We start from the raw sequence: 15,772 nt of genomic DNA, 5'->3' as shown, positions 1-15,772 counted from the left end.
GTATTCTGCGCCTCAGGCAGTCAATAAAAACAGGTTCAAAAATGGACAGGCGGTTATTCGGGCTCGGAGCGGTTTCTTGTGCGATGGTTGCAGGGTGCAGCCAGGCTGAGAGCAAGTTCAAAAGCTATTCAGGCCCCGAGGTGACCTCGATCGTGGTCAACAAGGGCGCGCGTAAAATGTATCTTCTCAACAACGAGGATGTGTTGCGCGAATATGAGGTCGATCTCGGCTTTGCGCCGGACGGGGCCAAGCGTGTCGAAGGCGACGGTAAGACGCCGGAAGGCACCTATCTGATCGACCGTCGCAACCCGAACAGCAGTTTTCACCTGTCGGTGGGCATTTCTTATCCCAACTCGGCGGATGTCGCCCATGCTCAATCCCTGGGGAAAAAGCCGGGTGGAGAGATCTTCATTCACGGAGAGCCGAATGACCACAAGGACCGCAAGCGTGCGGCGCGGGTCAAGGATTGGACAGCAGGCTGTATCGCCGTCAAGAACCACGAGATCGAAGAGGTCTACGCCATGGTTCAGACCGGCACCCTGATTTCCCTGCGCCCATGAGGGCGTCGAAAATCCGCAGCCTGTCCCTATAACCGGGGCAGAGCTGCCCGGTGAGCGGGCTTTTAGTTGCCCATCACCAGCGTCCACCAGATCTTACCGTTGGGTTCCTGGTACCAGGAAAAGCCCATGTTGGTGGCCTTGGGATCCAGAATCACAGCGCGGGTACCGCGGTCTTCCATCCAGGCGGTCAGGGTCTGAAGCTCGTTCTCGTAGGTTTCCGAAATCGCCTCGCCCAGCATGGAGCCGGGGTAGCCAGTGCGGGCGACGCGATCCAGCGGCGAGGACCCGTCTGAGCCGAAGTGCCAGGGACGGTTCTGAACCGACATGTCACGCGAATGGGTGGCGGCAGCGGCGTTCAGCTGGGCATTCAGCTGGACCTGCGGGGCAGAGGCCGCCTGGCGCAGCGCATTAACCGAATCGAGCATACGGATCTGTACTTTGTCGGCATTGCGGATCCTGTAGACTGTTCCGCCGCCCTCACCCGTCTGAGGGACCGGAGTGCAGGCCGCAGCAAGGGTAACGAAGGCAGCAGCCAGGATCAGGAAAACACGCGTCATCATGCATCTCGCTCAGTTTCATTGTTCCTGCACTTAGCCTTCCTGAGGCGCAGGTGCAAACCTGCGTCGGCCATTCGGGACCCTTAATCGGCGGTTTGATTTGCGACTGAGGCTTAAGAGCCATAATATACCGCCAGTATTTTGATGTTTACCTGCAGGGAAAGACCATGACCCACAGTCTGTTTGATAAACCGTCCCGGCGCCAATTTCTGGCAGGGTCGGCGGCGCTGCTGTCCTCTCCGGCCCTCGCCGAAGGTGTCGCGCAGGACGAGGATGTTGCCTATGATCCCCTGCGCCCGCCGCCAGAGCCGGAACCGCCGGTCAAACGCAATATCTCGGCCTTCCGCGCCAAAAACTGGAGGCCCTATTTCGACAATCTGCGCAAAGGAGCGATTCTCGTCGATATCGACAGCCGGGCGCTGCATTACTGGTCAGAGGATGAATCGGTCTACAAATTGTTCCCCTCTTCGGTGCCCTTGTCCGATGATCTGACCCGCCGGGGTCGGACTTCGGTCATCCGCAAGGTTGATGGCCCCAGCTGGTCGCCGACGCCGAACATGCTGAAACGGAACCCTGAATGGCCAAAATACATCCCGCCAGGACCGGATAACCCATTGGGATCACATGCTTTGTATCTCAGCTGGAAGTTCTACCGCATCCATGGGACCCACGATACGCGCAAAATTGGGCGGAAATCGTCGAACGGCTGCATCGGGCTTTATAACGAGCACATCGCGCAGCTGTTTCAGCTGACCAAGGTGGGCACGCAAGTGTTGCTAATTTGACGACATTGCCGCACGCGCAAGGCTGCCCTTTTAAACAAGCATTTGCATTCCCGAGGGTTACTTGGTTAGAAAAAAATACGAGATAAGTCTTGGGTGCGTAGGCCATTGTTGTGTCCGACGCGAATTCTGGAGGTTAACATGAAAAAACTCGTTATCGCAGCTGCTCTGACTGCCGCCGCTTCCACCGCTTCTGCTGGCAACCTGGCAGAGCCCGTTATCGAAGCACCGGTAATCGTTGAGCAGGCCGAAAGCTCGTCTTCCGGCATCCTGCTGCCGCTGCTGCTGCTGGTCCTGGTTGGCGCAGCTGTCGCAAGCAACTAATTGCTTCTTGCAAGATTTAAAAAGGCGGTGGTTTTCCACCGCCTTTTTTATTGCCTGCTGGCCGGAAACAGAGTGTCCGGTGGGGCCGCCCTCAGAGGGCGGCGACCTCATCCAGAATAAGATTGAGCGTCTGCACGATCATCTCCACGTCATCGCTGTCGATGGTCAGCGGCGGACGAATCTTCAGGATGTTATCCTTGGGTCCTTCGCTGCCGATCAGGATGCGGTGATCGCGCATGCGGTTCTTGACGTATGAACAGATCCCGGTCGCCTCGCTGCCATCTGCGTTGATCAGCTCCAGCCCCAGAAACAGCCCCATGCCGCGCACATCACCGACGCAGGCATGTTTCGCCTCAAGCTGCCGCAGTCCTGCCATCAGCTGGTCGCCCATGGCCTTGGCGTTCTGTTGCAGCCCTTCGTCATCGACGATGTCCAGCACCTCCTTGCCGATGCGGCAGGACAGGGTCGACCCGCCGAAGGTCGAGAAGAACTCCGGCCCATTGGCGAAACTGTCGGCAATGGCGCGGGTGGTGACAAGAACACCCAGCGGGTGGCCGTTACCGATGGGCTTGCCCATCACCACGATATCGGGCAGCGCGCCCTGGTGTTCAAAGCCGAAGTAATAGTCCCCGAGCCGTCCCAGACCGGTCTGCACCTCATCGGCGATGCAGATGCCTCCGGCGGCGCGGACCTTTTCATAGACCGCCGGCAGGTACCCCTTGGGCGGGATGATCTGCCCGCCGACCGAGGGGAAGGTTTCGGCGATAAACCCGGCAAGCCCGTGTCCCTTGTCCTTCAGCTTGGCAATCGCAGGATCGACGAGGTCCGCGAATTTCTGCGCTCGGTTCGCATCGTCGCGTTTGAAGCTGCCGCGATAGTCGTCCGCGACCTCGACCAGTTCCACCCAGTCCGATGGGCCGACGCCGCCCTTGGCGTTGAATTTGTAGGCGGAGATGTCGATCACGCCGGTGGTGTTGCCGTGATAGCCGTGGTCTGGCGTCACCATGCCCTTGGCGCCGGTATGGGCGCGGGCCAGCCGCAGGGCCAGCTCGTTCGCCTCGGTGCCGGAGTTGACGAAGAAACAGACCTCGAACGGGGCTGGCAGTTTCGACAGCACCTTCTCGGCAAAGGCGACCTGCGCAGGGTGCAGGTAGCGTGTGTTGGAGTTCATCCGCTTCAGCTGATCCGCCGCCACCGCCTGAATGCGCGGATGGGCGTGGCCCACGTGCGGCACGTTGTTATAGGCATCGAGATAGGGTCGGCCCCATTCATCGAACAGATGGTGTTTCCAGCCCCGCAGCAGCATCACCGGATCGGAGTAGGTGAGGCTGAGATTGCCGCCAAAATGCGCGCGGCGCCCTTTCAGGACTTCACCCTTGTCGGTGGGCTGATAGCAGGTCTTGTCATCGGGCAGGTTCATCAGTGCGGCAGGGTTGGGGCAGATCGCGTGCCACAGATACATCTCGTCCGGGTCACCGACGCCGGGCCAGTCGGCCTCGATCCCGTCGGTGGTCATGGCCAGTTGGAAATGCACATGCGGTGCCCAGCCGCCGTTCTGGGTGGGATCGCCCAGGCGGCAGAAAGCTTCGCCCCGCGCCAAGGTGTCGCCGGGTTCCAGGCGGTCGCAGCATTCCGGATCCAGATGGCCGTAAAGTGTGTAGAAGGTGTCTCCCGCCGGTGTCTCATGGCGCAGGATGATGGTGCCGCCATAGTCCAGATGATGCGCCCGGTTCTCGACGATGAAGACCTCGCCTGCCAGCGGCGCATAAAGCGGCGCACCCGCAGGGGCAAAGCCATCCACGCCCAGATGTACGGTGCGCCGGTTGCTGGCCTTCCAGCGCCCCTTGCGAAAGGCGGGCGCGGTGTAGATCAGCCGCGGTTCGTTGTAATAGCCCAGCCAGATGCCGGTGCCGTATTCCTCGCCGACGCGGGCGGCTTCTTCCAGCGGCATATCGAACGGGTTCTGCGGCCAGGTGGCGTTTTCGACCGAGAGCGACCCCATCGGCACGTCGCTCAGGTCCGCGCCCATCAGGGGAGCGAAATTGCCGCGTTCTGCATTTAGCCACGCCAGCACCCGATCGGCGCCTTCGACCACCGGCAAGCCGCAGGCGGCGCGCAGGCGGGCGTTCACCAGCTTGGCATTCAGGTCAAAGCCTTCGAGGAACCGCCAAGCAGGCGCCTGCGAGATGGTCACGTAAGGATCATCGGGGTTCTCTGCGGCCATCAAGGTGGAGTTCACCACTGAGACCGCAAGCCGTGCCCGCAACAGCGGCCAGATCATGTCTACCTCCGCTGGGGTCAGTGGGCAGGCGGAATGATAGCCCGACACCAGCGCAGCCAGCGCGGCCTCGGGGTCGGGATGGTCCAGAACGATATAGGCGGCCGCGATCGCCAGATCGCAGACGCGCGGCGCGTTGCACATATCGCCAAGGTCGATGAGGCCGGACACCCGGCGCGGTTCGCTCAATTCTCCCGATACGATGATATTGTAATCATTGGCATCATTGTGGATTGCCTGCTGCGGCAGCTTGGCAAGGTCGGGTACCAGTTCGGCAAAGGCGCCATGAATATCGGTCAGCAGGGCCCTGCGGGCCGGATCGGCAATGCAATCCAGATCATCGGCAATCCACCCGGCCTGCATCAGGTTCCATTTGAAATCCCGCTCAAGGCCCGGATGCTGAAAATCCGCCAGCGCCGCGTCAGTCTGGCCGAGCACCGCGCCGACCTCGTGGATCAGGCTGTCGGATTTCGGTGCCGCCTTGGCGTAGCAGCGGCCGGGCAGTTGGTTGATGACCCAGACCAGCCGTTCGGCGCCGGTTTCATCGGCAATCGCGCACATTGCGGCGCCGTTGCTGGTCCGGATCACGCGCGGGCAGGGCAGATCCGGCGCGGATTTAGCGATATGGTCGATGGCCTGCACCTGCATATCGACCAGATCCTGCGCGCAGCCGGGGCGCATCGCCTTGACTATGTAGCCGGAGCCATCCGCCGCCAGCGCCAGAAAGTTCAGATCGTATTCGCCATCAAGGCGGGTTAGCTCCGCCTCGATCCCCCAATGTGCCGCAAATGCGGCCGCCCAATGCGCCTGTGTCATAAAACCCCCCGATCCGCCGCTTCGGCGGTAACCCAATATTGGATCCTATTTGAACCGGGGCGCGGCGTTAGTCCACCCAGCCTTTCAAATTCTGTTCGATGACACCGGCCAGTGCGGCGATGTGATCGTCATCATCGTTGAGGCAGGGGATATAGAGGAAGTCCTTGCCACCCGCCTCTTCGAAGCTTTCCTTGATCTCCTCGTTGATCTCTTCCAGCGTTTCGATGCAGTCGGCGGAAAAGGCCGGGGCGATCACGGCGATGTTCTTTTTGCCTTCCTTGGCCAGCGTGGCGACGTGGTCGACGGTATAGGGTTTCAGCCATTCCTCGGGGCCAAAGACCGACTGGAAGGTCGTCGTGATCTCGGTGTCTTCCCAGCCAAGGCGCTCTTTCAGAAGGCGCGTCGTTTTCTGGCACTGGCAGTGGTAGGGGTCGCCCTGCATCAGATAGCGTTTCGGCATGCCGTGATAGGACACGACCAGAATATCGGGGCGTTTCTCGGCCTTGGCATAGGCCTCTTCGACGGAACGCGCCAGCGCGTCGATATAGGCGGGTTCGTCGAAATAGGCAGGAATGGTGCGGGCGGCGGGCTGCCAGGTCTCTTCCATCAGGGCACGGAAGAACTGGTCATTCGCGGTGCCCGAAGTGGCGCCGGCGTATTGCGGATATAGCGGCACGAACAGGATCTTCTGGCAGCCTGCCTTGACCATTTCGCGGACCTTGGACTTGGTCGACGGGTTGCCATAGCGCATGCAGAAATCGACCATGACCTGATCGCCATACCGGTCGGACATCACCTTTGCCATCTTGGCGGTCTGGTCCTTGGTGATGGTCATCAGCGGGCTTTCGCCCTTGTCATGGTTCCAGATGGATTTATAGGCCTCGCCCGAACTGAACGGGCGTTTGGTCAGGATGATCAGCTGCAACAGCGGTTGCCACTTCCACGACGGGTAGTCGATCACCCGCTTGTCCGACAGGAATTCGCTCAGATAGCGGCGCATGGGCCAGTAGCTATAGTCATCCGGGGTGCCGAGGTTCGCAAGCAGAATGCCCACCTTTTCCGGCTGGACCTTGGGGTGGTCGGCAGGGGCGTGAACAGGGCATTTTGCAGTTGAGGTCGAATCCAGCATTGATGTGTCCTGTGCGGTTGGGGCTTTGTGTTTCGGCGCAATAGTAATGGCATACGCGGTCAAAGACCAATCGGATCAAATTTGTGCAGCCATCGCGTTTGCCTATTGTCCGCAGTGGCGCGGGCCTAGTCGGGCAGCTTGGTTTCCGGCACTTTCAGGGCATCCGCCAGCCGCATCTGGGCCGAGCCGGGGCGCAGCGGTTTCTGCTGGCTTTCGGAGGGGGACCAGCCGGTCAGGCAGATGAGTTCGAAACTGGCGGGCAGGCGGCCGGTCTCGGTCTCGAAGTGCTGGCGATAGATCTCTTCGGCGCGGTGGAACAGGCGGCGCGGGACCGGGCGTTTCAGGCGGGATGTCAGGGCGTTGGTTTCCCCCATGTCCCGCAATTCGCGCATCAGATGCATCAGGTCGCGGTATTCCGCCGTCAGCGGCACCACATCGGCCACCGGCAAGGCGAACCCGGCCCGTTGCAGCAAGGCGCCCAGATCGCGGACCTCGCCCATCGGGGCGATGCGCGGAGATAGCCCGCCCAGTACCTCGGTTTCTGCTCCGGCCAGCGCCACGCGCAGCTCTTGCAACGTCTGCCCGCCCAGCATCACGGCCAGCAGCAGCCCGTCTTCCTTCAGTGCGCGGCGGCACTGGATCAGCTGGCCAACCGGATCATTGGCCCAGTGCAGGCCCATCGCATGGATCACCACGTCATGGGCGCCGGGCTGCAGATCTAGAACTTCATCGTCGGCCACGCAGGTCGCACCGCCAAGGGCACCGTCCCAAATCTCCGCAAAAGGAGACACCACCGCAGGGGCGGTAAAGGTTCTGTTAACCATGCTGAGGCGATCTTCGACCTCGTCCCGTGCCATCTGGTGCAGGAACAGGGCCTCTTGCTGCCGCCGGGCCCGATGCGCTGCCAAAGCCTGCCTGTCAAACAGCTGTGGCTGGTGTTGTGTGTTTTGCGTCATGGGGGGCTACTTAAATGCTGTTGGCGCAGTTTCAAACCGCTGTTTCACTGATCTATCCGCCGCGCTGTCTGGGCTGCGGCGGGCTGGTCGGACAGGACGCGGGCTTGTGCGGTCCCTGCTGGCGCGAGACGGAGTTCATTTCCGGCACGGTTTGCGAAGGCTGCGGGGTGCCCCTGCCCGGGGAGAGCGACGGATTTCGCATCGAATGCGATGATTGCATGGCGACGCCCCGCCCGTGGAGCCAAGGCCGTGCCGCGCTTGTCTATGGCGGTAAGGCGCGCGAGCTGGTGCTGGCGCTGAAACATGGGGACCGGCTTGATATTGCTCCTCCGGCGGCAGTCTGGATGGCGCAGGTGGCAGAACCTTTGCTGCAGGATAGTCCGCTGATCTGCCCGGTGCCCCTGCACTGGAGCCGACTTCTGAAACGCCGCTACAATCAGTCCGCCGTGCTGGCCAGGGCGCTGGCACGCCGCGCTGGGCTGCAATATTGCCCCGATCTGCTGCGCCGCCACCGCAGAACGCCATCTTTGGATGGGCGGTCGCGCGCCGAACGGTTCCGGCTGTTGGGCGATGTGATCGGGGTGCCGCCGCGCAAGGCGCCTGCCTTGAGCGGTCGCAACGTCTTGTTGGTGGATGATGTTATGACCTCCGGGGCGACCCTGTCGGCCTGCGCCGATGCCTGCCTGCGCGCTGGTGCGGAAGAGGTGCGGATCGTCGTTCTGGCCCGCGTCACGCATGCGTGACCGCTTTGTCGGGGCCCCTGGCAAAGATTGCATTGCGGCCCCATATCCCTCACAAACGCAAAAACCCGAATATATTGGAGACCTGCATGAAACCGGTGGAAATCTACACCTCGCCTCTGTGCGGCTTTTGCCACGCCGCAAAACGGCTTTTGAACCAGAAGGGTGTGACCTTTTCCGAGGTCGACGTTATGATGAACCCGAAACGCAAACCTGAAATGATCCAGCGCGCGAACGGGGGCCGCACGGTGCCGCAGATTTTTATCGGCGACACGCATGTGGGCGGTTGTGATGAGCTTTACGCGCTTGAACAGGCCGGCAAACTGGATCAGTTGCTGTCCGCCTGAAACCGGAGACCCACCTGATGCGCGCAGCCCTGTTGCAGATGACCTCAAGCGATGATCCAGCCGAGAATCTGGACAGCGTGCGCGCCATGATGGCCACAGCGGTGGCCGAGGGCGCCGGTTTCGTGCTGACGCCCGAGGTCACCAATTGCCTTTCGACCAGCCGCGCGCATCAGAAAGCCGTCCTGCATCACGAAGAAGACGATCCGACCCTGGCTGCCCTGCGCGACGAGGCCGCGAAACTGGGCGTCTGGCTGGTGCTCGGCTCGCTCGGCATCAAGACCCACGATGCGGATGGGCGCTTTGCTAATCGCCAGTTCCTGATCGGCCCCGATGGCGGGATCGCCGCCCGCTATGACAAGATCCACATGTTCGATGTGGAGGTCACGCCTGAGGAAACCTACCGCGAATCGGATGGCTATCGCCCCGGCACCCGCGCGGTGCTGGCAGAGACTCCCTTTGCCAGGATCGGCATGACCATCTGCTATGATGTGCGCTTTCCCCATCTGCACCGGACGCTGGCGCAGGCCGGGGCGCAGGTGTTGACGGTTCCGGCAGCTTTTTCCCACGTGACTGGCGCCGCCCATTGGCACACGCTGCTGCAGGCCCGCGCGATAGAGACGGGATGCTACGTGCTGGCGCCTGCCCAGACTGGGACCCATCCAGCCAGCCGGGGCGCATCGCGCCGCACATTCGGGCATTCGCTGGTTGTGGCGCCCTGGGGAGAGATTCTGGTGGACGCCGGGACCGATCCCGGGGTTGTCTGCGTTGATCTTGATATGGAAAAAGTGGCAGAAGCACGCAAACGTGTTCCTGCGCTGACCCATGATCGAGAGTTCGACGGACCCTGATGGAAGAATCACATTCTCTGGCCGTTTCGCTGTTCAGTGAAATCCTGATGGCCGACCAGCTGGCGCGTTCGCGGCTGGGCAAGGCCTTGCCCAAGGGAATGGAACTGTCGCATTTTTCGGTTCTGAACCATCTGGCGCGGGCGGGGCTGGAACGCTCTCCGGCGCAGCTGGCGAAGGCGTTTCATGTCACCCGCGGCGCCATGACCAATACGCTGAACAAGCTGGAGATGGCGGGTTATGTACATATCCGCCCCGACTGGGACGATGCCCGACGCAAGATGGTGGCGATCAGCCCCGCTGGTCGGCAGGCCCGCGATGCGGCGCTGGCCAGTATCGTGCCGGTGATTTCCGAAGTGGTGGATGAGCTGGGCGGTGAGCGTGTGCGTGCCGCACTTCCGATCCTGCGGGAGTTGCGCAGCAAGCTGGAAGACGACTAAGCGCCGCCCGGCGCGGCCTCCATGCCCTTGCGTTTGCCTGTGCCCCAAAAAGAAAGGGATGCCATGTAACGGGCATCCCTTTCTCAATTTCCCATCTGGCCGCGTGAGTGGTGGCAGCGATCATTTCGCATTGCGCCGAGAGGCCATCGGGTACAGCATTCACTCTGTTAAGGGCCAAGGCCCGGTATCGGTCAGACTAAAACCCAACCGATCGGACGGTTTTATACTAAATCGAGTCAAACGCCAAGTACGCAGAGGGATTAGGTCTCCTATACGAAAGGATAGGAGGCGGTTATCCGCCACCTTGTTACGCGGCGGGTTTGGTGCTGGCCGTGACGTAGTTGACCGAAAGATCGCGCGGAGAAATCGACCAGCCCCAGGTCACCGGGTTGAACACGAACCCCTTACGGTCGACTGGCTCCAGCCCCGCCTTGCGCAGCAGTTCGAACAGCTCGTCCGGCGTGATGAATTTGTTCCATTCATGCGTGCCACGCGGCAGCCAGCGCATCACCACCTCGGCGCCAAAGATGGCCATGACATAGCTTTTGGGATTGCGGTTGATGGTGGAACAGATCTGTAAACCACCCGGTTTCAGCAATTCCCGCGTTGCGGTCAGATAGCTCAGCGGATCGGCCACATGTTCAACCACCTCCATGTTGAGAACCACGTCGAACTGTTCACCGGCTTCGGCCAGGGCCTCGGCAGTGGTGTGGCGGTAATCGATGGTAAGGCCGGATTGTTCCGCATGAATCCGCGCCACCGGCAGGTTCCCGGCGGCAGCATCGGCCCCCACGACCTCGGCGCCAAGGCGCGCCATCGGTTCCGACAACAGCCCGCCGCCGCAGCCAATGTCGAGAAGGCGCAGGCCCCTGAATGGCTCCGGCTGCGTCAGATCACGGCCGAATTCCCCGGCGATCTGCTGGGTGATGTAGTCAAGCCGACAGGGATTCAGCATATGCAACGGCTTGAACTTGCCGTTGGGATCCCACCACTCCGCGGCCATTGCTTCGAATTTGGCGATCTCGGACGGGTCTACCGTGGACTGAGGCGCTTGCATTCCTGTCTCCGTGTGTTCTTTTGTGTCTAACAGACTAGTTAGGTCAGTAATGGACAAATACTCGGACCAAAAGCGCGCAGTGCAGTATCTTTATCCTCCGGTCGATGCCTACGACCAGCGTATGCTGGATGTGGGGCAGGGCCACAGCATTTATGTCGAGCAATCCGGCAACCCCAAGGGCATTCCGGTGATCGTGTGTCATGGTGGTCCCGGCGGCGGCAGCAGCCCGGCGATGCGGCGCTATTTCGATCCCAATATCTATCGGGTGATTCTCTTTGATCAGCGCGGCTGTGGCCGCTCGCGCCCGCATGCCTCCTGCGAGGATAACACCACCTGGCATCTGGTTGCCGATATGGAGGAGATCCGCCGCCTGCTGGAGATCGACAGCTGGCTATTGTTCGGTGGCAGCTGGGGGGCGACGCTGGCGCTGATTTATGCGCAGACGCACCCGGAGCGCGTGCAGCACATCATCCTGCGCGGTGTCTTCCTGATGACACAAAGCGAACTCGACTGGTTTTACGGGGGCGGCGCCGGGCGGTTCTGGCCGGAAACCTGGGCGCGGTTTGTCGCGCTGGTCCCGCATGACGAGCGGCACGATATGATCGCCGCTTATAACAAGCGGCTGTTTTCCGGCGATGTGAACGAGGAAATCCGATTCGGTCGTGCCTGGTCATCCTGGGAGAACGCCCTGGCCTCGGTCCATTCTAACGGTCATGGCGGCGAAAGCCCCGGCGAGTATGCCCGCGCCTTTGCCCGGCTGGAAAACCACTATTTCATCAATGGCGGTTTTCTGGATTTCGATGGGCAGATCCTCGCCAATATGGGGCGGATTTCCCATATTCCGGGCATCATCGTGCAGGGCCGTTACGACATGATCTGCCCGCCGACCTCGGCCTGGCGCCTGAACGAGCTGTGGCCAAATGCCGAGTTGAAAATGATCCGCAATGCAGGTCATGCCTTGTCGGAGCCGGGAATCAGTGCCGAACTGGTGCGCACGATGGACCGGATTGCCGAGGAGATGCTGCCATGACCCGTATCGACCGCCGCGCGCTGTTCACCTCTGGTGCTGCGGCTGCCTTGCTGGCGGCGACGGGCACGTCGTTGGCGGCTGCGCCGCGGGCGGGCGGGGTGTTGCGTCTTGCGGTGCCGCGTCAGGACGGGCTGATGGAGCAGGTGGCGCGTGGCGCCGTCTTCGACACCCTGACAGAGATCGCGCCCGATGGCGTGTTGCGGGGCGAGCTGGCCGAGGGCTGGCACAGCAGCGACGCGGCCCGGACCTGGTCCTTTGATCTGCGCAGCGACGTGCGATTCCATGATGGCGCGGCCATGACGGCGGCGGATGTGGTTGCCTCGCTGAGCGGGCGCGGTATCGACGGCGCCGAGGTTGCCTTGGTGCAGCAGGTCGCCGACCATCGGATCGAGATCCAGCTGACGGCCGCAAACCCCCATCTTCCTTACCTTCTGGCGGATCCGGTGCATGTCATCGCTCCGGCGGGCCAAGTGGATCTGCCACTGGCACAGTCCGTGGGCACCGGCTGTTACCGCGTCGAGCGGGCGCAGGACGGGCGGCATTTCCGCGCGGCAAAACTGGCCGATCATTACAAGGCCGGGCAGGCAGGCTGGGTGGATACGATCGAGGTGATCGTCATCCCGGATGCCCGCGTGCGGGCCGAGGCGCTGCGTGATGGCTATGTGGATGTGGCGGCATTGCCTGCACCAGAGGGGCTGATCGAAAAGGGCGGTTTTCTTTATCATCCTTCGGCCAGCGACATGGCGCTGGCGGCGCGCAGCGATGTGGGCATGCCCCGCACCGTGGGCCGCCGCGCGGCGCTGGATGATGGCCGTATTGCCGAACGCTGGTGGCGGATCTGACCGGGGCGCAGGCCCGGTTTCGAACTTCTCCTTGCAGATTCGCCCCATCAAGCGTATATGCCTTTCACAACAGCGGCGCGTTGGGCTCTGGTCCAAGGCTCCACCGGGATTTTCAACGGGCCGCGCGCCCGTTTTTTTGTGTCCGAAAGACAGCTGGAACCCGAATGACCAACGACCTGATTGCCAAAGCCGCGATTGACCGCCGCCTTGCCGAGATCATCACCCCGGTGATCGAGGATCTGGGCTATGAGCTGGTCCGTATCCGGCTGATGTCCGGCAAGACGACAACCCTGCAGATCATGGCCGACAAACCCGATGGCGGGATCGAAGTTGATGATTGTGCCGATATTTCGAATGCCGTCAGCGCAGTTCTGGACGTCGAGGATCCGATCCTTGACGCCTACGCGCTTGAGGTCTCCAGCCCCGGCATCGACCGTCCCCTGACGCGGCTCAAGGACTTTGACATGTTCGAAGGCTACGAGGCCAAGCTGGAAACCGCCGAGCTGATCGACGGTCGTCGCCGCTTCAAGGGCGAGCTGGCCGGTGTCGAGGATGACGAGGTTCTGATCAATATCGAGGAACATGGCGAGCCCGTTACCATCGGTCTGAAGTTCGACTGGCTGAGCGATGCCAAGCTGGTGCTGACCGACGATCTGATCAAGGAAATGCTGCGCCAGCGCAAGGCGGCTGGCACGCTGAACGAAGATGCTTTTGACGACGTTATCGAAGATACGCCCCTTGAGGGCGAGGTGACCGAAGGGTCCGAAGAGGAGAACAAGTAATGGCCATCACCTCTGCAAACCAGCTTGAGCTGTTGCAAACCGCCGAAGCCGTGGCGCGCGAGAAAATGATCGACCCCGGCCTGGTGGTCGAAGCCATGGAAGAAAGCCTCGCCCGGGCGGCCAAAAGCCGCTACGGCAGCGAAATGGACATCCGTGTGTCCATCGACCGCAAGACCGGCAAGGCCACCTTTACCCGCGTGCGCTCGGTCGTCGAAGATGAAGAGCTGGAAAACTACCAGTCGGAAATGACCGTCGAACAGGCCAAGCAGTACATGGCTGATCCCAAGGTGGGCGACACCTATGTGGAAGAGGTTCCGCCGGTAGAAATGGGCCGTATCGCCGCGCAATCGGCCAAGCAGGTCATCCTGCAGAAGGTGCGCGAAGCAGAGCGTGACCGCCAGTACGAAGAATTCAAGGACCGCGCCGGCACCATCATCAACGGTCTGGTCAAACGCGAAGAATTTGGCAACGTCATCGTCGATGTGGGTGCTGGCGAAGCGATTCTGCGTCGCAACGAGAAGATCGGCCGTGAAAGCTATCGTCCGAATGATCGTATCCGCTGCTACATCAAGGATGTGCGCCGCGAACCGCGCGGCCCGCAGATCTTCCTCAGCCGTACCGCGCCGGAATTCATGGCCGAGCTGTTCAAGATGGAAGTGCCGGAAATCTATGATGGTATCATCGAGATCAAGGCCGTTGCCCGTGATCCCGGTTCGCGCGCCAAGATCGCCGTGATTTCCTATGATGGTTCGATCGACCCCGTGGGCGCCTGCGTCGGTATGCGCGGCAGCCGCGTGCAGGCCGTTGTGAACGAGCTGCAGGGTGAAAAGATCGACATCATCCCGTGGAACGAAGATCAGCCGACCTTCCTCGTTAACGCGCTGCAGCCGGCTGAAGTGTCGAAAGTGGTTCTGGACGAAGAAGCCGGCAAGATCGAAGTCGTGGTCCCCGAGGAACAGCTGAGCCTCGCGATCGGCCGCCGTGGTCAGAACGTGCGTCTGGCCTCGCAGCTGACCGGTCTCGACATCGACATCATGACCGAGGAAGAGGAATCGGCGCGTCGCCAGAAGGAATTTGAAGCGCGCACTGGCCTGTTCATGGAAACTCTGGATCTGGACGAATTCTTTGCCCAGCTGCTGGTCTCCGAAGGGTTCACCAGCCTCGAAGAGGTTGCCTATGTGGAGCTCGATGAACTGCTGGTCATCGATGGTGTTGACGAAGGCACCGCCGAAGAGCTGCAGGCCCGGGCCCGTGACTACCTCGAAGCCAAGGCCAAGGCAGCGATTGATGCCGCCCGTGCGCTGGGCGCAGAGGATAGCCTGATTGACTTTGACGGTCTGACACCCCAGATGATTGAGGCACTGGCAAAGGACGGCATCAAGACGCTGGAAGACTTTGCCACCTGCGCGGACTGGGAACTGGCCGGCGGCTGGACCACGGATGGCGGCGAACGGATCAAGGACGACGGTATTCTGGAACCTTTCGGCATGTCGCTGGAAGAGGCACAGGATATGGTCATGACAGCCCGCGTATTGCTGGGCTGGGTTGATCCCGCCGAACTGGAACCGGAAGTCTCGGAAGATGACGAGGCCGAAGGTGACGAAGAAGCCGCTGACACAGGGGCCGGGGTCTGATCCCCGCTGCTCCTGAAAGGAGACGCTGAATGGCTCGCGGAGGCGCCGAAAAAGACCGGTCAGACGGCCCGGAGCGAAAGTGCATCGCAACAGGTGAGATCCAGCCCAAGCAGGGTCTCATCCGGTTCGTGATGGGCCCCGACGGGCAGGTCGTTGCGGATGTGTTCGGTAAACTCCCCGGTCGGGGCGTTTATGTGACCGCCAGCCGTTCTGCGTTAGATACGGCGGTAAAGAAGAAACTCTTCGCCCGTGGCTTCAAGGCCCAGGTGAAGGTGCCCGAAGACCTTGCAGACGAGGTGGAGCGGCAGGTTCTGCGCCGTCTCGTTGATCTGATCAGCCTGGCCCGCAAGTCGGGTGATGCGGTCGGTGGCTATGAAAAAGTCAAGGATTGGCTGCTGAAGGAAGCGGCGAGTGTGCTGATTCAGGCGGCTGACGGATCCGGGCGTGGAAAGTCGAAACTGAGCACGCCGCACCGGGGAAACTATATCGGTTGCCTCTCTGCGGATGAGCTGGGGATGGCATTTGGGCGTCAAACTGTGATACATGCGGCGCTGGCCTCTGGTGGACTCAGCAAACGTGTTGTAGAGGAAGCGCAACGATTGCAGGGTTTGCGCGAAATGGTGGGCGGCAAGGGCCGCACGGAAGGATAAAGA

At 61.3% G+C, this 15,772-nt stretch carries 17 protein-coding genes; 12 read left to right on the top strand and 5 right to left on the bottom strand.

Translation table 11 applies throughout. From position 1 onward, the window contains the following. The first annotated feature begins 41 nt into the window (after positions 1-41). Positions 42-560, top strand: coding sequence for a L,D-transpeptidase family protein (locus AC5SSZ_RS21420; protein ID WP_065272064.1), 519 nt, complete (start codon positions 42-44; stop codon positions 558-560). 62 nt (positions 561-622) lie between these two features. Here the strand turns inward: AC5SSZ_RS21420 and dalA are convergent, their stop codons facing one another. Beyond that, positions 623-1,117 (bottom strand): divisome-associated lipoprotein DalA, encoded by a 495-nt coding sequence (dalA, locus tag AC5SSZ_RS21415; RefSeq protein WP_065273655.1) that lies wholly within the window; start codon positions 1,115-1,117, stop codon positions 623-625. Positions 1,118-1,284: 167 nt separating this feature from the next. On the opposite strand from dalA, the gene AC5SSZ_RS21410 reads away from it, so the two are divergent. Beyond that, positions 1,285-1,902, top strand: a complete 618-nt coding sequence (locus AC5SSZ_RS21410) for a L,D-transpeptidase (RefSeq protein WP_065272065.1) — start codon at positions 1,285-1,287, stop codon at positions 1,900-1,902. A gap of 138 nt (positions 1,903-2,040) precedes the next feature. Further along, positions 2,041-2,223 (top strand): hypothetical protein, encoded by a 183-nt coding sequence (locus tag AC5SSZ_RS21405; protein WP_065272066.1) that lies wholly within the window; start codon positions 2,041-2,043, stop codon positions 2,221-2,223. 91 nt (positions 2,224-2,314) lie between these two features. Here the strand turns inward: AC5SSZ_RS21405 and AC5SSZ_RS21400 are convergent, their stop codons facing one another. From AC5SSZ_RS21400 to AC5SSZ_RS21390, 3 genes are all read right to left on the bottom strand, one after another. After that, positions 2,315-5,317, bottom strand: a complete 3,003-nt coding sequence (locus tag AC5SSZ_RS21400; RefSeq protein WP_495439956.1) for an aminotransferase class III-fold pyridoxal phosphate-dependent enzyme — start codon at positions 5,315-5,317, stop codon at positions 2,315-2,317. 67 nt (positions 5,318-5,384) lie between these two features. Next, positions 5,385-6,446, bottom strand: coding sequence for a ferrochelatase (hemH, locus tag AC5SSZ_RS21395; RefSeq protein ID WP_274836057.1), 1,062 nt, complete (start codon positions 6,444-6,446; stop codon positions 5,385-5,387). A 125-nt stretch (positions 6,447-6,571) separates the two neighbouring features. Further along, a complete protein-coding gene (locus AC5SSZ_RS21390) occupies positions 6,572-7,402 on the bottom strand; it encodes a methyltransferase domain-containing protein (RefSeq protein ID WP_274831719.1) in 831 nt (276 codons plus the stop codon). 14 nt (positions 7,403-7,416) lie between these two features. Here AC5SSZ_RS21390 and AC5SSZ_RS21385 point away from each other — a divergent pair, with 14 nt between their 5' ends. From AC5SSZ_RS21385 to AC5SSZ_RS21370, 4 genes are all read left to right on the top strand, one after another. Then, on the top strand, positions 7,417-8,145 hold the full coding sequence (locus AC5SSZ_RS21385; protein WP_495439955.1) for a double zinc ribbon domain-containing protein: 729 nt from the start codon (positions 7,417-7,419) through the stop codon (positions 8,143-8,145). Between the two features lie 86 nt (positions 8,146-8,231). Continuing rightward, on the top strand, positions 8,232-8,489 hold the full coding sequence (gene grxC / locus AC5SSZ_RS21380; protein WP_065273656.1) for a glutaredoxin 3: 258 nt from the start codon (positions 8,232-8,234) through the stop codon (positions 8,487-8,489). A 17-nt stretch (positions 8,490-8,506) separates the two neighbouring features. Beyond that, on the top strand, positions 8,507-9,337 hold the full coding sequence (locus tag AC5SSZ_RS21375; protein WP_495439953.1) for a carbon-nitrogen hydrolase family protein: 831 nt from the start codon (positions 8,507-8,509) through the stop codon (positions 9,335-9,337). Next, the gene (locus AC5SSZ_RS21370) at positions 9,337-9,774 is read left to right on the top strand and encodes a MarR family winged helix-turn-helix transcriptional regulator (protein ID WP_368948572.1); all 438 of its coding nucleotides are present in this window, start codon (positions 9,337-9,339) and stop codon (positions 9,772-9,774) included. Before AC5SSZ_RS21375 ends, AC5SSZ_RS21370 begins: the two co-directional genes overlap by 1 nt. Before the next feature lie 307 nt (positions 9,775-10,081). Here the strand turns inward: AC5SSZ_RS21370 and ubiG are convergent, their stop codons facing one another. Then, positions 10,082-10,831 (bottom strand): bifunctional 2-polyprenyl-6-hydroxyphenol methylase/3-demethylubiquinol 3-O-methyltransferase UbiG, encoded by a 750-nt coding sequence (gene ubiG / locus AC5SSZ_RS21365; RefSeq protein WP_274836062.1) that lies wholly within the window; start codon positions 10,829-10,831, stop codon positions 10,082-10,084. Positions 10,832-10,880: 49 nt separating this feature from the next. Here ubiG and pip point away from each other — a divergent pair, with 49 nt between their 5' ends. The 5 genes from pip (at position 10,881) to AC5SSZ_RS21340 (ending at position 15,769) form a co-directional block, all read left to right on the top strand. Then, a complete protein-coding gene (gene pip / locus AC5SSZ_RS21360; protein WP_495439951.1) occupies positions 10,881-11,861 on the top strand; it encodes a prolyl aminopeptidase in 981 nt (326 codons plus the stop codon). Next, entirely contained in the window at positions 11,858-12,703 is an 846-nt protein-coding gene (locus AC5SSZ_RS21355; RefSeq protein WP_495439949.1) for an ABC transporter substrate-binding protein, read from the top strand. The genes pip and AC5SSZ_RS21355 overlap by 4 nt, the downstream gene beginning before the upstream one ends. A 164-nt stretch (positions 12,704-12,867) precedes the next feature. Next, positions 12,868-13,485 carry a ribosome maturation factor RimP gene (gene rimP / locus AC5SSZ_RS21350; RefSeq protein WP_065272077.1) on the top strand — a complete coding sequence of 206 codons (618 nt, stop codon included), beginning with the start codon at positions 12,868-12,870 and terminating at the stop codon, positions 13,483-13,485. Next, positions 13,485-15,119, top strand: a complete 1,635-nt coding sequence (gene nusA, locus AC5SSZ_RS21345; protein WP_065272078.1) for a transcription termination factor NusA — start codon at positions 13,485-13,487, stop codon at positions 15,117-15,119. Before rimP ends, nusA begins: the two co-directional genes overlap by 1 nt. A 29-nt stretch (positions 15,120-15,148) precedes the next feature. Continuing rightward, positions 15,149-15,769 carry an RNA-binding protein gene (locus AC5SSZ_RS21340; protein ID WP_495439948.1) on the top strand — a complete coding sequence of 207 codons (621 nt, stop codon included), beginning with the start codon at positions 15,149-15,151 and terminating at the stop codon, positions 15,767-15,769. Positions 15,770-15,772 lie beyond the last annotated feature (3 nt).

This window comes from Phaeobacter sp. CC-HEC084, assembly GCF_059429255.1.
Note: the sequence above shows the minus strand (reverse complement) of the source record. Positions and strands in the feature narration are given on the sequence as shown.

What these genes read in the sequence shown, in the direction of transcription:
- AC5SSZ_RS21340 (WP_495439948.1), top strand. Translation starts at nt 15,149, where the DNA reads ATGGCTCGCGGAGGCGCCGAAAAAGACCGGTCAGACGGCCCGGAGCGA.
- hemH (WP_274836057.1), bottom strand. Translation starts at nt 6,446, where the DNA reads ATGCTGGATTCGACCTCAACTGCAAAATGCCCTGTTCACGCCCCTGCC.
- AC5SSZ_RS21355 (WP_495439949.1), top strand. Translation starts at nt 11,858, where the DNA reads ATGACCCGTATCGACCGCCGCGCGCTGTTCACCTCTGGTGCTGCGGCT.
- AC5SSZ_RS21370 (WP_368948572.1), top strand. Translation starts at nt 9,337, where the DNA reads ATGGAAGAATCACATTCTCTGGCCGTTTCGCTGTTCAGTGAAATCCTG.
- AC5SSZ_RS21385 (WP_495439955.1), top strand. Translation starts at nt 7,417, where the DNA reads ATGCTGTTGGCGCAGTTTCAAACCGCTGTTTCACTGATCTATCCGCCG.
- AC5SSZ_RS21375 (WP_495439953.1), top strand. Translation starts at nt 8,507, where the DNA reads ATGCGCGCAGCCCTGTTGCAGATGACCTCAAGCGATGATCCAGCCGAG.
- ubiG (WP_274836062.1), bottom strand. Translation starts at nt 10,831, where the DNA reads ATGCAAGCGCCTCAGTCCACGGTAGACCCGTCCGAGATCGCCAAATTC.
- pip (WP_495439951.1), top strand. Translation starts at nt 10,881, where the DNA reads ATGGACAAATACTCGGACCAAAAGCGCGCAGTGCAGTATCTTTATCCT.
- AC5SSZ_RS21400 (WP_495439956.1), bottom strand. Translation starts at nt 5,317, where the DNA reads ATGACACAGGCGCATTGGGCGGCCGCATTTGCGGCACATTGGGGGATC.
- AC5SSZ_RS21405 (WP_065272066.1), top strand. Translation starts at nt 2,041, where the DNA reads ATGAAAAAACTCGTTATCGCAGCTGCTCTGACTGCCGCCGCTTCCACC.
- nusA (WP_065272078.1), top strand. Translation starts at nt 13,485, where the DNA reads ATGGCCATCACCTCTGCAAACCAGCTTGAGCTGTTGCAAACCGCCGAA.
- grxC (WP_065273656.1), top strand. Translation starts at nt 8,232, where the DNA reads ATGAAACCGGTGGAAATCTACACCTCGCCTCTGTGCGGCTTTTGCCAC.
- AC5SSZ_RS21420 (WP_065272064.1), top strand. Translation starts at nt 42, where the DNA reads ATGGACAGGCGGTTATTCGGGCTCGGAGCGGTTTCTTGTGCGATGGTT.
- rimP (WP_065272077.1), top strand. Translation starts at nt 12,868, where the DNA reads ATGACCAACGACCTGATTGCCAAAGCCGCGATTGACCGCCGCCTTGCC.
- dalA (WP_065273655.1), bottom strand. Translation starts at nt 1,117, where the DNA reads ATGACGCGTGTTTTCCTGATCCTGGCTGCTGCCTTCGTTACCCTTGCT.
- AC5SSZ_RS21390 (WP_274831719.1), bottom strand. Translation starts at nt 7,402, where the DNA reads ATGACGCAAAACACACAACACCAGCCACAGCTGTTTGACAGGCAGGCT.
- AC5SSZ_RS21410 (WP_065272065.1), top strand. Translation starts at nt 1,285, where the DNA reads ATGACCCACAGTCTGTTTGATAAACCGTCCCGGCGCCAATTTCTGGCA.